Origin of the sequence: Pseudomaricurvus alkylphenolicus (genome assembly GCF_011683955.1) — a bacterium.
In the GTDB taxonomy this organism is placed as follows: Bacteria; Pseudomonadota; Gammaproteobacteria; order Pseudomonadales; family Cellvibrionaceae; genus Pseudomaricurvus; species Pseudomaricurvus alkylphenolicus.
Genome location: NZ_JAAQPI010000001.1, coordinates 436,027 through 453,840 on the forward strand (window position 1 = coordinate 436,027; position 17,814 = coordinate 453,840).

At 53.4% G+C, this 17,814-nt stretch carries 15 protein-coding genes; 3 read left to right on the forward strand and 12 right to left on the reverse strand.

Translation table 11 applies throughout. The features are described 5' to 3' along the window. The first annotated feature begins 119 nt into the window (after positions 1-119). From HBA55_RS01720 to HBA55_RS01730, 3 genes are all read left to right on the forward strand, one after another. On the forward strand, positions 120-890 hold the full coding sequence (locus tag HBA55_RS01720; RefSeq protein WP_166986148.1) for a type 2 periplasmic-binding domain-containing protein: 771 nt from the start codon (positions 120-122) through the stop codon (positions 888-890). A gap of 159 nt (positions 891-1,049) precedes the next feature. Then, positions 1,050-2,789, forward strand: coding sequence for an amidohydrolase (locus HBA55_RS01725; protein WP_166986150.1), 1,740 nt, complete (start codon positions 1,050-1,052; stop codon positions 2,787-2,789). A 318-nt stretch (positions 2,790-3,107) separates the two neighbouring features. Further along, positions 3,108-3,965 carry a YitT family protein gene (locus HBA55_RS01730; protein ID WP_166986153.1) on the forward strand — a complete coding sequence of 286 codons (858 nt, stop codon included), beginning with the start codon at positions 3,108-3,110 and terminating at the stop codon, positions 3,963-3,965. Between the two features lie 59 nt (positions 3,966-4,024). Here the strand turns inward: HBA55_RS01730 and HBA55_RS01735 are convergent, their stop codons facing one another. The 12 genes from HBA55_RS01735 to HBA55_RS01790 form a co-directional block, all read right to left on the reverse strand. Beyond that, positions 4,025-5,713: an arylsulfatase gene (locus HBA55_RS01735; protein WP_166986156.1), complete on the reverse strand. Its 1,689-nt coding sequence runs from the start codon at positions 5,711-5,713 to the stop codon at positions 4,025-4,027. 96 nt (positions 5,714-5,809) lie between these two features. Further along, entirely contained in the window at positions 5,810-8,203 is a 2,394-nt protein-coding gene (locus HBA55_RS01740) for a TonB-dependent receptor (protein WP_166986159.1), read from the reverse strand. Between the two features lie 56 nt (positions 8,204-8,259). Beyond that, the gene (locus HBA55_RS01745; RefSeq protein ID WP_166986162.1) at positions 8,260-8,646 is read right to left on the reverse strand and encodes a carboxymuconolactone decarboxylase family protein; all 387 of its coding nucleotides are present in this window, start codon (positions 8,644-8,646) and stop codon (positions 8,260-8,262) included. After that, positions 8,636-10,009, reverse strand: a complete 1,374-nt coding sequence (locus HBA55_RS01750; protein ID WP_166986165.1) for an APC family permease — start codon at positions 10,007-10,009, stop codon at positions 8,636-8,638. The genes HBA55_RS01745 and HBA55_RS01750 overlap by 11 nt, the downstream gene beginning before the upstream one ends. Positions 10,010-10,032: 23 nt before the next feature. Then, positions 10,033-10,809, reverse strand: coding sequence for a 2-keto-4-pentenoate hydratase (locus tag HBA55_RS01755; protein ID WP_166986168.1), 777 nt, complete (start codon positions 10,807-10,809; stop codon positions 10,033-10,035). Positions 10,810-10,817: 8 nt separating this feature from the next. Further along, positions 10,818-12,428: a bifunctional 3-(3-hydroxy-phenyl)propionate/3-hydroxycinnamic acid hydroxylase gene (locus HBA55_RS01760; RefSeq protein WP_166986171.1), complete on the reverse strand. Its 1,611-nt coding sequence runs from the start codon at positions 12,426-12,428 to the stop codon at positions 10,818-10,820. A gap of 36 nt (positions 12,429-12,464) precedes the next feature. Further along, positions 12,465-13,304, reverse strand: a complete 840-nt coding sequence (locus HBA55_RS01765) for an alpha/beta fold hydrolase (RefSeq protein WP_166986174.1) — start codon at positions 13,302-13,304, stop codon at positions 12,465-12,467. A gap of 5 nt (positions 13,305-13,309) precedes the next feature. Next, on the reverse strand, positions 13,310-13,912 hold the full coding sequence (locus HBA55_RS01770) for an amino acid synthesis family protein (RefSeq protein WP_166986177.1): 603 nt from the start codon (positions 13,910-13,912) through the stop codon (positions 13,310-13,312). A gap of 17 nt (positions 13,913-13,929) precedes the next feature. Continuing rightward, positions 13,930-14,385, reverse strand: coding sequence for a VOC family protein (locus HBA55_RS01775; protein ID WP_166986180.1), 456 nt, complete (start codon positions 14,383-14,385; stop codon positions 13,930-13,932). Positions 14,386-14,415: 30 nt separating this feature from the next. Next, on the reverse strand, positions 14,416-15,450 hold the full coding sequence (locus HBA55_RS01780) for a sialidase family protein (RefSeq protein WP_166986183.1): 1,035 nt from the start codon (positions 15,448-15,450) through the stop codon (positions 14,416-14,418). Between the two features lie 33 nt (positions 15,451-15,483). Beyond that, the gene (locus HBA55_RS01785) at positions 15,484-16,278 is read right to left on the reverse strand and encodes an SDR family NAD(P)-dependent oxidoreductase (protein WP_166986186.1); all 795 of its coding nucleotides are present in this window, start codon (positions 16,276-16,278) and stop codon (positions 15,484-15,486) included. A 31-nt stretch (positions 16,279-16,309) separates the two neighbouring features. Continuing rightward, on the reverse strand, positions 16,310-17,806 hold the full coding sequence (locus HBA55_RS01790; RefSeq protein ID WP_277345504.1) for an aldehyde dehydrogenase family protein: 1,497 nt from the start codon (positions 17,804-17,806) through the stop codon (positions 16,310-16,312). Positions 17,807-17,814: the final 8 nt, after the last annotated feature.

Sequence of the window (17,814 nt, forward strand, 5' to 3'; positions counted from 1 at the left end):
AGCCCCCGCCGCACGCCATAACGATACCGGCATGCATGGCCTATTGAGCCCTATAATGGTGGCAAATTAGGCTATATTGAGAGTTTCAGTGTCAGCAATACAGGTACTCAGAGGCTTTCATGAAGTTGTGCGCTCTTCTTGCCGTACTTATCTTTGGTGGTACCTGCACTTCCCTGGTGGCCGATCAGAACGATCAGACGCTGTTATTTGGCACTGACTACTGGCCTGGTTACGTCAATCAGGACGGCAGCGGCCCCGTGCTGGAACTGCTTCGGGCCGCTTATGTGCCGGCGGGCTATAAGGTCAAGATCCAATTGTCCCCATTCAAGCGACTTTCCTCGCTGCTTTCTAATGGCACCATTGATGCCATCGTGGGAACCTACTCGTCCAATTATACAAAGGGGCTGTTCAATTTTAATCTCCTGACCCCTAATCACCCCATCGCCAAAGAAACCTTGATAGCGATTTGTGTCTCCAATATCCAAGGCAGCTGGCAAGACACCTCTTATGCCTGGACACGGGGGTATCACTATGAAGAACTTCTCGGGCTGCCAAAGAGAACTCTGGTTAACTCCGCCGACCTGGGTTTAAAGATGCTGGCCAGAGGTCGTTTGCCATGCCTTTTGGATAGTGACCAGACCATTACCGCTCTCGCTGACCGCCTTGGAATTCCGTTAAATCAGTTCCACAAGGAATTCGTTGCCGATAGCTATCTGTACCTGTCCTTTCTGATCAATGAGCGCAACAAGAACCTTGCTCAAACATATGACCAGGCGGTGAAATCACTTCATCAGCAAGCGACATTCGAGGATCAATTTGGTCAGATCGCTCAAGATATCAAAGATTTCCTCAGCTCAGCCCAACACCAGAAATTACAGTTATCCAATTGATTTTGAAGAGCTATTAAGCTTTCAACGGCGACACCTAGCACCCATAAAATCAGCCATTAGCCGAACAATTATTCAATTTATTCTTGCGCCAGGCAGCACAATAATGCAAAAATATGAGTCGCAACTTACATTTTGGCAGTAAAACCTGGGAGAGAGTCCATGAACACACGTTATCTGGGGTGGCTTACGGCGGGCCTGGCTGGAACCGCGCTATTTGTGGCGGGTTGTAAGACAGCGCTGGAAGCTGGGGGTATGCGGGTTCCTGCCGCAGATTCCGTTTATTTGAATGCGAGCGTATACACCGTAGATGACGACCAACCCTGGGCTGAAGCGGTAGCCGTGAGAAATGGCGAGCTGGTCTACGTGGGCTCCAATGAAGGTGTTGCGGCATACGCCGACGGGGACACCCGTGTTACAGACCTTGGCGGCAAAATGATGCTGCCCGGCTTTGTGGACTCTCACATGCATCCGTTGATGGGCGGCGCCTATGCGCTGGCTTTAGCGCTCGATACCTTTGCCGGCCCCGAGGATTGGGTAGAAGCCGTCAGCGACTACGCCGAGCAGCACCAGGACAAACCCGTTATCTTCGGTTATGGCTTTCTGGCCTCGGCCTTTGGCGCCGATGGTCCGCACAAGGCCATGTTGGATAAAGTGGTCTCTGATCGTCCGGTACTGCTGATGGATGAAGGCTTTCACGGCGCCTGGGCCAACAGCAAAGCGCTGGAAGTGCTCAATATCACCAAAGACACTCCCGATATTGCCCCGGGGTTCAGCTACTACAAACGCGGCGACGGCAACGAGCCGACAGGTTACCTGCTGGAAGGGACCGCCGGCAAGGCGATGGAAGACTTGGACGTGATCACCCTGGAGTCCATCACCCAAGGTTCCGAACTGGTCTTTAACATCATGAACAGCTATGGCATCACGGCTGTTTTCGATGCCGGCGCTTTTGATGCAGCCGAGCATCAAGTCAGTGTGCTGAAAAAGCTGCAGGACGCCAACAAGATGCATGTTCGTTATGTGGGTTCACACGCGATCGTCAGTGCCGATCAGATCGACGGTGCTATTGATCGTGTTGAAGAGCTGCGCAGAACCAGCAAGAGCGATCGCTTTCACGTCAATATGCTAAAGATCATGAATGACGGTACCATCGAAGGCAAGACGGCGGCGATGTTTGAGGATTATCAGGGCGATCCCGGCAATAATGGCAAGACCGTATTTAGCCAAGAGCAGATGAACGACCTGGTAAGCGAATCAGCCAAGCGTGATATCGATGTTCATATTCATGCGCTGGGCGAACGTGCCGTTCACGAGGCTCTGAACGCTGTTGAGCTGGCAAAGACAACACACAAGGATTCAATCAGTCGTTATTCCATTTGCCATGTACAGGTGGTTACCGACGAGTCTATCAAACGCTTCGCCGAGCTGGGTGTGGTGGCTCAAAGTACACCTCTTTGGACATCGTTCGATTCACAAGGTCAAAAGTACGTCAGCGAAGATCAGTTTAATCGTTACTTCCGTTATAACAGCTTTAAAGAAAACGACGTGACCCTGGCCTTTGGCAGTGACTTTCCCGCCTCCGGAGCCGGCACGCTGGGCATGTCACCGGTGTTTAATATGGAAATCGGTCACACCCGCCAGGAGACGGGCGAGCGCGATGCGCCGATCCAGCCGAATATTTCCGAACGACTGGATATCGCCAGCCTGATTCGGGGTTATACCCTGGGTTCAGCCTATCAACTGCGCATGGAAGATCAAATCGGCTCGCTGGAAGTCGGCAAAAAAGCGGACTTTGTTGTGCTTGACAAGAACCTGTTTGAAACAGACCCTTATACCTTCAGTGATGTTAAAGTAACGATGACCGTAATGGACGGCAATGTGGTTTATAGCCTTCGTTAAATACGCATGGTGACTTACACCAAAGAGCATCGAGTATTTGGTTTCTCGCTTGAGCATTAAAGATACTTGAGATTCATTAACTTCCCGAGGCCGGACTGAAGGGGCGTTGAATTGTCGCGCGGATATCATGCCCCTACAATCTGGCTTAGTACCAATTCTGATAGAATATTTCCCTAACGGCCTCGACTTCCACCCCTCTTAGTAGGTAGTCATTGTAAATTTTGTGTGTATTGTGCTGAATCCCTTAGGCACGGATAATGTTCTGGGCTGACATCCCGTCACTGTTCCGCAATCCTGAAATGCCTCCAAGAGAAAACAATGACATTCAAGTCCGAAAACGCGATCAGATACCTGAACCTGATACTGGGCAGCGTCAGCATGGCAGCGGGCATCGTGTTTTTTCTCACCCAGGGAAAAATTGCTGCTGGTGGAGCATCCGGTATCGCCATCATGACCAATCACCTCACCGGCATTGGACCAGGGCTGATTATGGCTCTGGTGAACGCGCCGCTGATGATTCTTGGGCTCAAGGCATTCGGTCGCGACTTTCTACTCCACACACTGGCTTTTATCCTGATGACTTCAATGGCGTCAGACCTGTTTTATTACCTGTGCCCGGAGATCTCTATCACCGAAGATCGCTTGCTGAGTGCCGTGGTTGGTGGCGTGTTGACGGGAATTGGCGTTGGCTTGGCATTCCGCAGCAGTGCCGCCCCGGGTGGCTGGGGCATTTTGGCACGGGTACTGGCCGATCGGTTTCACATCGCCGTGGGACGGATGATGTTCGGTCTGGATTGCCTGATTGTGGCACTCTCCGCGCTGGCGTTTATGGAGTTGGAAACAACACTCTACGGTGCCATCAGTATCTTCGTGACGGGGAAAATGATCGACTTGATCGTTACTGGCAGACCCAACGTTAAATCCGTTCATATCTCCTGCCATGACGTGTCACAATTGCTGCCGCAGATTCAGAAAAATCTGTGCTCTCCGGGAGCGCTGCTACACTGTGATCGCATCGATCAACCCGGCAAACGCGATGTTATGTTTATGACCGTCAAACGCGATCAAATTCCGCTGCTTCGCAAAACCGTGCAGGAGCACGAGTCCGACGCCATTATGATTGTGTTCGACGCCATTGAACTCTATGGCAGTAGTGCTCAACCGCAGCCGACGTAGCCTTTAACGGATTTGTCGATGGTTCAACTGCAATGCCCCTGTGTCTTGAGTTAGCGAGCTTAGTAATGCACATTGGCATGATCAGGCAGGATCACATTATTGTCTCGCGCATAGATGTCCCACTGCTCGATCATTTCCCTTAGCTTCTCTGGATAGAGGTTTGCCAGATTCCTGCTTTCTGAAGGGTCATTATTGAGATTATACAGCGCCCATAGTCCCGTTCCGTATGGTTTGTACTGCCATACGATTTTCCAATCGCCCTGGCGAACGGCTCGCTTACCGAACAGTTCCCAGCCCATAGCATATTCTGCATCATGCACTTCTTCTGCTTGCTTGTTCAGATAGGGTAACATAGAGGTCCCTTGAAGCGGCACAATCTTATGCCCCCTGTAACTCCCCTTGGGATAATCCGCACCGGTCAATTCCAGTACCGTAGGCACAAAGTCCTTTACAGTAACCAATGCATTGCTGACTTCACCGGTTCTCTTCGCCACTGGATAGTGGACGAATCCTGGAACACGAACTCCCCCTTCTGAGGTAAAACCTTTAAAATAAGTCAGAGGCCCACTGCTGACTCTTCCCCAGTTAGGACCATACCAGACGTAGGAATCAGCCTCGCCCATATTGTCATAACTGTTGTTGCAGCATTGTGCCACCCAGTCATCCAGATCCTTCCAGCCACGCTCCAGATGATGCCCCTCTGCGCCATTGTCGGACAGGAAGAAGATAAAGGTGTTGTCTTTCTCACCGATTTGCTCCAAATAGTCCAGCAGCCGTCCAACATGGTGATCGAGGTCGTCCACCATCGCTGCGAAGATTTCCATTTTGCGAGCTTCCATTTTTTGCTCTTCGCGGGTCAGTTGTTCCCAAGGGCGCTCCCCCGGAAAGCGGGGGCCGGCAGACAGAGTGGAATCAATCAATCCCAGTTTTCGCATTCTGTTCAGACGTTTTTCCAGGACATGATCATAGCCCCTGTCGTAGCGGCCACGGTATTTTTCAATGCTGGCGGCCGGCGCCTGTAGCGGCCAATGGGGGGCGGTAAACGCCAGATAGGCAAAAAACGGTTGGCGGCCTGAGGGGTTTGTAGCCTGTGGCCGGTCGTTCTGTAAATAGCTGATCAGTTTGTCCACGTAGAATTCCGTGGAATAGAAATCCTTGGGCGGTTTGGTCAGTTTTCCGTCCTCGCGGTAGAGGGCTCTCTCCGGACCAATAATGGGCAAATCATCAAAGTGTCCACCACCACCTTGGAGAAGGGTATAGGACCGATCAAAGCCTCGGGCGAAAGGACTGTGTTGTTGTTCCAGTCCCAGATGCCACTTACCGCTCATATACGTACGATAGCCGCTGTCGCGCAACAGAGAGGCTACTGACACGACGTTGAAATTTAAATAGCCCTCGTATCCCGGCCTGCCTTGCTGGTTTGAGGCCATCTCTTCAGCCATATTGCCAAGGCCCGCAATATGATTATCGGTACCTGACAACAACATCGCCCGAGTAGGGGAACAGGTAGGTGCAGCGTAGAGATTGGTAAACTTAACACCTGCATTTGCCAGTTTATCGAGGTTTGGTGTTTCGATTTCACTGCCATAACTGCCAAGGTCTGCGTATCCCAAGTCATCTGCGACAATGAGCAAAATATTTGGACGAGTCGGATTAGGAGAGTCATTCGGGGAGGTACTCGCCTGGGATACCGGTATTGCGCTCAACGCAATGACAAAGTTCAACAGAAAGAAGACGGCTTTAGTCATCAAAGAGGCGGTTTCCTATAATCGGTGGATAAGAGAGTTCTCGGACTGACGGCCCTTGATCAGATTGTTGAAAAAGGACCGTCCGGACACCTGACGCTAGAATTTATAATTTGCAGTTACACCGTACCAACGCGGAGGCGCATAGAACGCGGTTGAGCCAAGAATTCCCAGGTCCAGGTTGTAGAGTTTGTATTCTTCATCACCCAGATTCTTAACCCACGCTTTCAGTTGCCAGGTATCGTCTTCACTGGTCCAGCTGACATTAGCGTTGGTCACGCCATAAGCTTCCTGCAGAGCACCCCCACCATTGGTGACTTCCAGATACTGATCATCGTAGTAAGTTCCGTCGATCTGGACCGCCGCATTGCCGCCCAGCATGTCCCAGTTATAGCGGAACAGATAGTTAAGGCTGTAGGCTGGCGCGTTGGGCAGTTCGACTCCGTCCAGAATATCCACCGGCCAGTCCACCTCAAACCCGACAGGAGTCACTTGCTGTTGTGGCGTCTGTACACCATCCACCTCAGAGTCCATATACGAGAGGCCCAGCATAATGTCCCAGTGTTCGTTAGGGGTCAGGAACAGCTCGAATTCCGCGCCCACATTGGTGGCATCCGCGTTGGCGACGCTGGGTGTGGCGTCGGAAAAGGTAAAGGCTTGGTAGTCTTCGTAATCGTAGTAAAATGCCGTGGCATTAAGACGGGCAAGCCCATCCATCATTTCCGTTTTGATGCCGATTTCGTAGGAGTTCAGCACCTCTTCATCGTGTTTGATGTTGGACACACCGACGTTGGCGGAAGGTGCAAAGTTACCGCCCTTAATACCCCTATTGAATGATGCGAATACCAGGGTACCGTCATTCAGACGCCAGTCCAATTGCAACCTGGCGGCGTAGTCACCGTAGTCGACGTTATCCTGATCACCGCCGCCAGCCTCGGCGATTGCAGATTGCAAATCAAACAGGCCTGGTACGTTTATACCGTCGGTTTCTGAGACAAATCCCGTCTGGAAGCGCATATCTTTGTCATCCTGGGACCAACGCAAACCGGCGATCAATGTCAGACTGTCGTTAAGATCAAACTCTGCCTGACCAAAAACGGACCAGTTCGACGATTCCAACGTATAGTCCTGTACCACCGAAGGATTGGTCAACGCTGCCGGATCAAAACCCAGCCCGGCCGCCACGCCGGATACCGGCGCTCCACGAGTGATCACGTCGGCATTGGTTTCCATATCCAGCCAGAAGGCGCCTACTTGCCAGCGGGTTGAGTCAGTGCTGCCAGAAAGCCGAATTTCCTGGGAGAGCTGCTCAAAATCGGCAATGGTGGTGAACTCAATAATGGACACCGGAATCCCATCACCATCTTCGGTATAGAATTTATCCATATCGGCATAGTTGGTAATCGACACCAGCTCCATACCGTTATCCAGCTCCCAATCCAGACGCGCGGTAAAGTTCTGGGTCTCACGGTTAAAGAAACCTTCGTAGTCAGAAAAGTGCTTGTGCGGGGTCGGAGAATCCCCTTCAAAGATGGTTAGACCCGCCTCATTAACCGGCGCAAAGCAGTCGAGCTGGCTCGGGCAAAAGAAAATATCTCCAGTGGCTTCTGCCGGAGCGCTAATTACATTGGTGACAAAGTCTTGAAACTCTGGAGGGATATAGGCCTCAGTGTTGTCGCCATAAGGCAGAAAGCTGTAGCCTCCGGTGGGTACATCTTCGTCCTCGGTGTATTTATACATCAGCTCCAATGTTGCCTTGTCGTTAAGATCGATCTGCAAGGCACCGCGGAATGCGTAACCATCGCTGCCACCCAGATCTTCGCCGCTGCTGGCTCGGGGATTCCCCTCAGGGAAAGCAGCGGCTTCGATATAGCCATCAGACTGCTCCCAACGAGCAGCAACACGGGCGCGGACATTATCAGAAAGCGCGCCACCCACCGCACCTTCGATGCTCATCTTGTCGTAGTCCGCAACGGTGGCTTCTATATAGCCATTGAGCTCTTCTTCGTCAGCGCCTTTGGTCAGAAAGTGGATAACGCCGCCGGTCGCGTTGCGACCAAACAATGTTCCCTGGGGCCCACGCAACACTTCTACCCGCTCAACGTCGAACAGTTGACCACTGATCATGTTCATACTGGCAACATAGGAGTCGTCAATGTAAACCGCTACCGGCGCTTCCAGATTGTCCGTAAAGTTATTCTGGGACACACCGCGCAGGTTAAAGATGGTAATGGTGGGAGACCAGGTATTTAGCTGCAACCCTGGAACCTGTTCTGTAATTTCCACGGTATTGGTCACGCCGAGATCTTTCATCTGATCACCGGAAAATGCCGATACCGAAATTCCGACGTCCTGAAGACTTTGCTCTCGTTTTTGAGCAGTCACTACAATTTCCTCTAGTACTGCCGCCGATACGTTGGCCGCACTGATCGCCGCTGCCAACGTTGCGTAAGTAAAGTACTTTGCAGTGCCCATAGACTTGACTTTGTTCATGGCTGTTTCTCCACTTTTTGGTTTTCACGTTTTTATAAAGAGTTGTTAGGTATGATCTACTCGTCCAAAGTAATGCCAACTTCCTCAAAAATGTCCGCCGCGACCCGAAAACTGTCGATGGCAGCAGGTACGCCGCAGTAAATGGCGGTCTGCAGCAAAACCTCGCGTATTTCTTCTACGCTGCAATCGTTGTTCAATGCTCCCCGTATATGCAACGCCAGTTCCTTGGGGCGATTGAGCGCGGTCAACATCGCCAGATTGATCAGACTTCGGGTCCTGAGGGCAAGCCCCTCCCGCTGCCAGACGTCTCCCCAACAGTACTCGGTGACCAGCTGCTGCAACGGCTGGTTAAACGCGTTTGCGTTGTCAATCGAACGGTCCACATACTCCGCTCCCAACGTATTCCTGCGCAGCTTCAATCCGTTCTCAAACTTAGTGCTCATGACGCACCTCCAGTTGACCAGGGTTCATTGCAAATTTAATCCAGAGCAAAGTGGCGACTGACACAACCCCCAGCACCAGCCCGGTGTTGCCGTAGATCTGGCCGACCAGCTCCGGGGACGGCGCCGCGTGCAGCAATGCATAGGTAATACCGCCGATACCGATCAGTTGCGGCATGGGGTAGAACGGGGTTTTAAAGGGTCGGGACTTTTCCGGCAGGCGCTTTCGCAACACCAGCACACTGCAGTGAGCAATCAGATACGCCAGCAACCAACAGAGCGAGGCAGAAATCAACATGGTGCTGATATCTTCCGCCGACATCAGCGCCATGGGTATGCCAACCAACAGCGCCATAAACACAATTGCGACCCACGGAGTACCACTCTTCGGGTGCAGCACCATAAACTGTGGTAGCGCCTGGCGATCCCGCGCCATTCCCTGCAGCATTCTGGGTACAGATGCCAGGGTGGTATTGACAGTGCTGCAGACCGCCGTGAGGCCGGCAATGGTGATGAAAACAAGTCCGGAATCGCCAAATACCGCTTTGGCATAGTCGACATGGGGCAACGGGCCTCCCGCCAGTTTTTCGGCGGGAACATAGTGCAGCGCTCCCAGGCAGTAAATAATAAACACGGTAAAGATAATCGCGGTACTGAGAAACATGGCGCGGGGAATATTGCGCTCAGGAGATTTGCATTCCTGGGTGAGCGGGCACACAAATTCCGCACCCACAAATCCCCAGATCGCCATGGTCACCAAAGCAAACAAATCAACGTTTGAGGGATTCCACTGGGTAAACAGATTGGCAAAAGTGGCATCCGCAGAGGGTTCACCGGCCAATGCCGACAGTCCCAATACAGACAGTGACAGGATCATGGTAAACGCCAGCACACTTTGAGCTTTTGCGAAGACATCCACACCGATAATGTTCAATACGGTAAACAGTACCAGCACACCAGACCCCAATACCAGAGGAGGAAACACGCCGGGGTAAAGCGCACCCACCAGCAGATCCACCAGCATCAGCTCCGTGGGAATGGCGAACATCGCCACCACCACATAGCCCGAATAAGCCCCCATCATGGCGGGGAAGTGACCCAGGGCAACTTCGGTGTATTCGCTAAAGCCTCGCGCCTTGGGAAACATCAGAGCCAACTCGGAAAAGCTGGCGGCGTTGGCCAGGGCAATCACAAATGCTAACGTCATGGGCAACAGAAACCCGATGCCGGCAATACCAACGCCCTGTAGCATCAGCGCCATGATGCCCTGTGACACCACCAGCCCCACCCCGACCGCGATCAAAGACTTGAGGCCGAGAACTCTGGCCGCAGGAATATTGCTGTTTAGATGGTTTGAGGGTTTCATCGGATTACCTGTCGCTCCTGGAGCTATTGCGCCCAATGCACTTGAACATCGTTATCAAACATACGTAAGCGAATATCATCTCCGGGATGAATATCCAACGGCGGTGTCATACTGCCCGTCAGTACCACATCGCCTTTCTTGAGCATGCCGCCCTGTCGCAGTTGCGATTTGATCAGCCACAGAAAACTGGCGATCGGACCTCCCGACACATAACTGCCCTGACCTTGGGCAACCGGTGAGTCGTTGATAAAGAGGTCACATTGAGGACCGGACCTGTCCCACTGATGAAAGGGTAGCGCCTCCCCCAGGCAATACTTCCCGGCGGCTGCATTATCGGCAACAAAGGATGTAGCGTTAAATGCCCAGTCACGAATGCGGCAGTCAGCAATTTCGATAGCAGGCGCGACGCTGGCGACATGATTCAACAGTTGCTCGTCGTTATCGCAGCTCTTCGTCAGGTTTTCTCCGACGATAAACGCCAATTCCGCTTCGAGCTTTGGCCGCAGCAGCTCGTTTCGCGGAATAGAGCCTCTGTTGATCACCGCCATAGATTGTGTCAGGGGACCAGACGCAGGCTCGGTGACACTGAATTTATCCAGTGCTTTCTGATTGGTAATCGCCACTTTCCAACCGGTGTGAACCTCACCGGACTCCAAACGACGACGCAGGTTGTCCATCTGAATTTGGTAACCCACTTGCAGTGGCATTTCCTCCAGAGCCGTCAACCTTTCCACTGAAACGGAGTTTTGTGATGCCCGCATCAGTGCTTCTGTCGCAATTTCTACTGTCGCCGTCATCATCTCGCCCTTTATCCACCCAGCTTCTTACGCAGACCATCCAGTGCTTCGTTTAATCTGGCGGGGCTGGTAATGGCCGCGACAAATCGATCCGGGCGTACCACGACGATTCTATCCTGAGCGTCGCTAAACCAGTTGGCCAAATCGTTGTCCACATCCTCCACCGATATCGAATTGCTGTTTTCCAGGCGCTCGTCAAAGCTGAGGCCACTGCGGGATCGATTAACCTGAATGTAGCGGGTGTTGAACTGTTCCCAGAATACCTTGTGCTCTTCGGACAAATAGTCCGTTGGGTTTTCACGGTACCCGACAATGGAGAACCAAGGGCCCAGAATTTCATCAAACTTCCTGCGACGACCTTCACAATCCTCAACGTCGGGCTGGATAAACAACTGGCCTACCATGGTATCGCGACGGATATCCGGAGAGTCGTGATGCACGATGCCCTTGGTAATCATCGCCTTGGGTTTAAATTTGAACTGGACCAGGTGCTCACGCAGATTATCCACTGAATCCACCGCCTTGAATATCCAGTCGCGTACGCCTGCCATCAAAGGATCGGTCAATCCCAATACTGCGCCCATATTGTCGGCAAGGGCGATCAAATCAGTGGCGTGACCACGGCGTTCGCTGTCATAGCTTTGCAAAATGTCGGAGCCGACCAGGCCTTTTGCCGCTGCCGCAATTTTCCAGGCAATATTGCCAACATCACGAAGCCCGGAGTTTAATCCCTGACCCGCCCAAGGTGGTGTGATGTGGGCGGCATCGCCAGACAGTACCACCCTGCCCTTGACAAAGGTTTCCGCCACTCGGGAGTTATGGGTGTAGGCGCGGATGCGAACAATATCCAGTTCGTCTGCAGCATCACCGATATGGCCGCGAATGAGATTTCGGATATTACCTTCTTCACACATTTTTTCTTCGTCTTCATGTTCGAACAACATGAATTCCCAGCGACGATATTGGTAAGGAAGATAAATACAGACAAATGGGCGAGAAGGGTCGGCATGCAAGGCCGTATAGGGTGCGTCCAGCTTGTCATTGGCAGCATCGACCACTACCCACTTTCTGGGGTGAGTAATACCCTCCAGTTTAATCCCCAGCTGTTTTCGTACCGGAGAGCGGCCGCCGTCGGCACCAATGACATAGTCAGCCTGCAATTGATAAGAGTCGCCGTCACCGCTTTTGACCGTCAGTGTTACTCCATTTTCGTCCTGGGTCAGCTCCTGCATTTCATGGCCGAGTCTCAGGTCGACATTGGACCAGCGCCCCAGCCCTTCCCGCAGTGTTGCCTCGGTCAGTTGCTGCATAAAAATATTGCGCATGGGCCAGCCGTACTGACGTGCCGCCGGTTTGACTTCTGCAAAGCAAACACCGCGGGCATTGTAGTAGCGGAGCGGAACATTTTGGATCATGTCTTTAATGGCGGGCTCAGCCAGATCAACGGTTTGCAGTACCCGCATGGCCTCGTCGTCCATTCCCACAGCTCTTGGGTAGGGGAGGATTTGCTTTTCGACTTCAACCACAACCGCATCAATGCCATAGAGGCCCATATAGTTGGCCAGGGTCACCCCGTTGGGACCACCGCCTACAATAACGACTTGTGTCTTTTCCTTTCTCATTGCTCTTTACCCACGGTTATTCATTTATGGCTATATTCATTGCAACTGCTCGCGTACGAAGGACGTCACGGCTCGATTAAAGGCTTCGGGACAATCATCGTGTACGTAGTGACTGGCTCCGGATATCTCCACGGCCTGAAAGTTGGCATTGCATTGCATCACTTGGTTCACAGTTTCCTGGGGGAGAAAATCCGACTGCCCGCCCCTCACTAACAGTGTAGGGCAATTCATGGACTCCACTGCCGGCCATAGATCGGTAGGTGTGATCGTCAGCCGCGCTTCGGCGATACCCGACTGATCATGCTTCCAGACGATACCCCCCTGTTCATCTTCCCGCATGGAGTATTGCAAGCGAGACCGCACTCCCTCCGCCGTCAAATTGGGACGCCCCTTGCGCCAGAAGTTCTCTGCTTCCTCCCAGTCCGAAAACACCAGAGGGGTGTTGCGCATCTCCCTGCGAATGCGCTCCGACCCTTCACCGCGATTCGATGAACCGGGACCAATATCCTCTATTACCAGGGCAGCCACCCGTTCGGGGTATTGCCGGGCAAACTCCAGAGCATTGGTGCCGCCCAAGGAGTGGCCTATCAAAATAAAGCGTTCCAGGTTGAGATGGTCGACCAGTGCCTTTAGGTCGCGCACATACACCTCAGTGTGGTAAGAACCGGTTGGCCCCCAGTCGCTGCTACCCCGCCCTCGTTGATCCAATGCGTAGCAACAGAACTCTTCAGCGAGTTCCGCCGCCAGAGACTGCCAGGTTTGGGCGTAAGCCCGAAGGCCGTGCAGCATCACAATGGGCAAGCACTTCGGCTCACCCCAACGCAAGTAATGCAGGTTGAGGCCATCGTGTTGAAAGTAGCCACTATCGGGGGTCATCGTCATCACACCAGACCGTCTTCGCCCTTAACATCTTCAACGGCCAGACCACCAAGCCGCGCGTGCAGACGACCGCGTGTAGCAAAGGCCCATATAATGATCACTTCGTCGGGGGCGGGACCGTCATTAAAAGATATGGAAATGGTGTCATAGTGAGAACGCACGTAGAGCGCATCTTTGTGAGCCAGGGGTACATCAATTACCACACCAGGCGCACCACGCTTACCCGTGGAAGGTACCCAGGATTTGGCGCCGCCCACGGCGTCGCGAACCGGATTGGCAGCCGGGTTGGTCAGGAAAGCATTGCCGTGTTCATACTCGCAGTTGGCGCCTACCAAACAGGCCTTACCGTAGCTTTCTATCGGCCGATCCCCCGCCAGTGACTGGATGCGACGGCCAAATTCACGCCCCAATTCGGGGGAGGCCTCTATGAGGCTTTCCAGCGAATCGCTGTATTCACCGGCGTAAGGGTTGTGAATAGCGGCTGCGACCACGTACTTGTATACCGGCTCACCGTCGGCCAATTTACCACTCTCATTCGCCAGGGTTTCCTCCTGAAAGGAGAACCACTTGCGGATATGATACGGGCCGAAATTTGCTTCTTTCATGTTGTATTACCTTGTATTCAGTCAAACAGGGGGTCGAGTTCAATGAGTCGGCTAGGGGCGTTGGCTGCCTTAAAGCGGGCCTTGGCCAGCTCGTCGTCGTGTTCGGTTTCCAGAAAGAATTCCAGGCGATTGCCGTCGGGGTCGTTGAAGTAGACACCCTTGCCGATTTCATGATCGGTGGTTTTAACCACCTCGACGTTTTTGTTCAGCAACATGCCGTAGAGTCGGCGCAGGGTTTCTTCGTCACCCTCGATTTCCAGACCGTAGTGCTGCAGCCCCAATCCACCCTGTTGGGCACCTGACTCCGCCTGAATCAACGCTATGTCGTGGTGCTTCTGACCAAAGGACATCATGATCCAGGCCTCTCCGCGGGCACTCTCTTCCATGCCCAGCACGTGTTCATACCAGCGAGCTGAGGATACGGGGTCTGAGACAAACAACGAAATGTGGGTGCGGTTAACTTTGATTTCCATAATAGAGCCTCACTGGCTTGTAATGACGGATTAATTTTCAATAACGGATTGATGCGCCGCCTTGATCTGTGCCTCTGCCGGCGTCCACAATACGTCGGCGATTTCGCTGAATTCACGCCATTGCTTCTGCCAGCCGTCACCCTGGTTTTCCGAGGTAAACAGATGGCCATACTTGGTCCCCATCACCACTTTGTTGGCGTCGGCGGGATTGACGTGAATGCCCCAGATACAGGAGTTGGGCTGGGTTGGCAGAGGCAACACCTCCCAGGTTTGCGCAGCATCACGAGAAACCAGCACTTTACTGGTGGTACCCGGGGTACCGTCAGAGATACTGAGATACAAGGTGCTTTCGCTGCCCATGGGTGTTGCCGTTGCCCTGGCGTAATACAGCCCGAAGGCATCTTCTGGATTAACCCCTTCCCAAGTCACACCGTCGTCCATACTGCGATAGATGGCGTTGACACACACCACCACCACCACTTTGTTGCCGCTGTTTGGCAACACATGGACGTTGTGGATATCCGAGTTGTATTCCCACAGCAGGCGGCTATCGACCCGCTCCCAGTTATCACCGCCGTTGTCGCTGTAAAACAGACCACCCTCTTCCAGGCCAAACCACAGTTTGTTACGGTCCGTGGGATCATAGGAAAATGCCAGCAGGCGCGGACGATTCACTCCGGCACAGAATTCAGGAATCTCTACTGGTGCCCGAAACCAGGTTTCACCGCGATCTTCCGTTCGCCAGAGAACCGCGCGTGACGGCGCGCCCGTACCCACAAAAATCCGGTCTGCGTCTTTGGGATCCACCGCTACCTTCCACACGGTTTCGCCTTTAAACGGCGTGTCGCACTGGACCCATTTGCTGCCGGCATCATTGCTGACACACAGGCCAGTGTCGGTCCCCGCGTAGATCACTTCCGGTGAGCCCGGGTGCATATCCAGTGAGCGAATAATCGCATCAAACTCGACGTCTTGGCCCAGGCCCAGGCGGTGCCAGGTTTTACCATCGTCGGCGCTGCGCAACACACCCTGCCCTACCGTCGCTACCAATACTGTTCCACTCATGTGTGTTTCCTCGTGATTTTCGCGTATCTTGGGTTAAATAAAGATGCCGCGAGTCAAGCCACCATCGATGCCGATGGATTCACCGGTTACGGCACCGGCCTTGGGCGAGGCCAGAAAGCCGATCAGCCAACCCATCTCAATGGGTTGCAAGGTACGTCGGATGGGTGTTGCATCAATGTAACCCTGTTCAACCTGCGCGGGTGTCTTGCCCTGCTTTTCGCCTTCGCGTTCGTACAGTTCCTGAATGTGCGGCGTGTCGACGACACCGGGATGGATAATATTGACGGTGACACCGTGAGGTCCGAGTTGATCGGACAGTGACTTGGTCATATGCACCACGGCCAGGTTACGCATACCGGATATCACTTTGCTGCCGCGTCCGGTCAACCCACCAATGTTAATGATGCGGCCAAACCCCTGTGCCTTCATGTGAGGTGTTACCGCTTTGGCGCATCGGAAGTATCCGATCACTTTGGTATTCAGGTCTCCCAGCAACTCATCGTCACCGGCATGTTCGATATCATTGCGAACAACACCGGAAGGTGCGGCGGCACCATTCACCAAGATATCCACACGACCAAAGTGCTCCATGGTATTGGCCACCATGTTATTGACCGATTCCATATCATTGGTGTCGCACACCAGCGGCAGAATGTCGCGACCGGTTTCTTCTGCAATTTCTGCGGCTGTGGCCTGCAACACCGAAAGCGTGCGCGAGCAAATCACCACATTGCAACCTTCCTGGGCCAGAAAACGGGCTACGTCTTTACCGATCCCCATACCACCACCGGTTACGATGGCAACGCGTCCTTCCAGTTCCAAATCCATAGTCTTACCTCTCTGTCTCAATTCAATGTTGTTATCCGGCCAAACTCACGAAAACGCTTTTGGTTTCTGTGTAAGCATCAATGACGTTCTTGCCCATTTCCCGTCCCCAACCCGATTGTTTGTAGCCGCCAAAGGGTGACGCCGGGTCGACAACGTTCCAGCAGTTCACCCATACGGAACCGGCTTTCAGCTCCGCGGCAATGGTATGCGCCTGGCGTAAATCGTTGGTCCACAGACCCGCCGCCAATCCATACGGTGTGTTGTTGGCCCGGTGCACCAATTCATCCACATCGGACCAGCTCATGACGGTAACCACAGGTCCAAAAATCTCTTCCCGGGCGATGCATGCCTGTTCGCTGGCATCCAGAAACACAGTGGGCTCCAGAAAGTGGCCCGTCTCCAGACCCTCGGGGCGTTGACCACCGCAGATCAACTCCGCCCCTTCATTGGCGGCACGCTCCAGATAACCACTGACAGTACGGTGTTGCGCGGCCGACACCAGCGGCCCCATGGTGGTGTCGGCGGCTAACCCCGGGCCGACCACGTGTTTGGCCGCGTGGGAAGACAGTTCGTCGAGTATTTGATCCAGCACGCTGTCATGCACGTACAACCGCGATGCGGCGGTGCATACCTGACCTTGATTATAGAAAATCCCGTCGGCAGCCCCTTTGGCCGCCCGTTTTATATCAGCATCCGGCAGGATGATATTGGGGGACTTGCCGCCCAGCTCCAGGGAGACTTTTTTCATATTGCCAGTGGCGGCCTGGGCAATCAGTCGGCCGACCTGAGTGGAGCCCGTAAAGGCGATTTTATCCACTCCCGGGTGAGCGGCCAGCGGCGCCCCCGCCTTGGCACCGAATCCGGTGATAAGATTAACGGTGCCGGCAGGGAAGCCACAGGCTTCGATCAGTTCGACCAGACGAATCGCCACCAGAGGCGTTTGCTCGGCAGGTTTAAGCACGGAGGCACAGCCTGTAGCCAATGCCGGCCCCAGCTTCCATGCACACATCGACAGAGGAAAATTCCAGGGCACCACAAGAGCGCATACACCAACGGGTTCTCGCAGGGTGTAGTTCAACATGGGCTCGCCGCTGGAAGGTGAAACCGGGATAGTGCTGCCCTCAATTTTGCTTGGCCATCCGGCAAAATAGCGAATGATATTCGCGGTGATGCGAACTTCGCCCTGTTGAGCATTGGTGTAAGGCTTGCCATTTTCCAGGGTGATAATCTGTCCCAACTCTTCGGCGTGGGCTTCAATGGCATCGGCCAGACGCAACATCAGCCGGGTACGCTCGGAGGGAGATACCTGCTTCCACTCGGTATCAAGCGTGTCCCTGGCTGCAGCAACTGCAGCGTTAACATCGTCTTCGGCAGCGTCTGCAACCTCGGCGATCACTTGAGTGGTTGCCGGATTTTCGACAGTAAACGTCCCACCATCGGCAGCGGCGCACCATTGGCCCCCGATAAACAATTGGTGTGGTTTATCCAGAAACGCTTGCACCTGCGGCAGAAGTTGCGTGTTATTCATAGTCTCCA

What these genes read in the sequence shown, in the direction of transcription:
- HBA55_RS01755 (WP_166986168.1), bottom strand. Translation starts at nt 10,809, where the DNA reads ATGATGACGGCGACAGTAGAAATTGCGACAGAAGCACTGATGCGGGCA.
- HBA55_RS01770 (WP_166986177.1), bottom strand. Translation starts at nt 13,912, where the DNA reads ATGAAAGAAGCAAATTTCGGCCCGTATCATATCCGCAAGTGGTTCTCC.
- HBA55_RS01790 (WP_277345504.1), bottom strand. Translation starts at nt 17,806, where the DNA reads ATGAATAACACGCAACTTCTGCCGCAGGTGCAAGCGTTTCTGGATAAA.
- HBA55_RS01725 (WP_166986150.1), top strand. Translation starts at nt 1,050, where the DNA reads ATGAACACACGTTATCTGGGGTGGCTTACGGCGGGCCTGGCTGGAACC.
- HBA55_RS01735 (WP_166986156.1), bottom strand. Translation starts at nt 5,713, where the DNA reads ATGACTAAAGCCGTCTTCTTTCTGTTGAACTTTGTCATTGCGTTGAGC.
- HBA55_RS01730 (WP_166986153.1), top strand. Translation starts at nt 3,108, where the DNA reads ATGACATTCAAGTCCGAAAACGCGATCAGATACCTGAACCTGATACTG.
- HBA55_RS01760 (WP_166986171.1), bottom strand. Translation starts at nt 12,428, where the DNA reads ATGAGAAAGGAAAAGACACAAGTCGTTATTGTAGGCGGTGGTCCCAAC.
- HBA55_RS01740 (WP_166986159.1), bottom strand. Translation starts at nt 8,203, where the DNA reads ATGAACAAAGTCAAGTCTATGGGCACTGCAAAGTACTTTACTTACGCA.
- HBA55_RS01780 (WP_166986183.1), bottom strand. Translation starts at nt 15,450, where the DNA reads ATGAGTGGAACAGTATTGGTAGCGACGGTAGGGCAGGGTGTGTTGCGC.
- HBA55_RS01720 (WP_166986148.1), top strand. Translation starts at nt 120, where the DNA reads ATGAAGTTGTGCGCTCTTCTTGCCGTACTTATCTTTGGTGGTACCTGC.
- HBA55_RS01745 (WP_166986162.1), bottom strand. Translation starts at nt 8,646, where the DNA reads ATGAGCACTAAGTTTGAGAACGGATTGAAGCTGCGCAGGAATACGTTG.
- HBA55_RS01775 (WP_166986180.1), bottom strand. Translation starts at nt 14,385, where the DNA reads ATGGAAATCAAAGTTAACCGCACCCACATTTCGTTGTTTGTCTCAGAC.
- HBA55_RS01750 (WP_166986165.1), bottom strand. Translation starts at nt 10,009, where the DNA reads ATGAAACCCTCAAACCATCTAAACAGCAATATTCCTGCGGCCAGAGTT.
- HBA55_RS01785 (WP_166986186.1), bottom strand. Translation starts at nt 16,278, where the DNA reads ATGGATTTGGAACTGGAAGGACGCGTTGCCATCGTAACCGGTGGTGGT.
- HBA55_RS01765 (WP_166986174.1), bottom strand. Translation starts at nt 13,304, where the DNA reads ATGACCCCCGATAGTGGCTACTTTCAACACGATGGCCTCAACCTGCAT.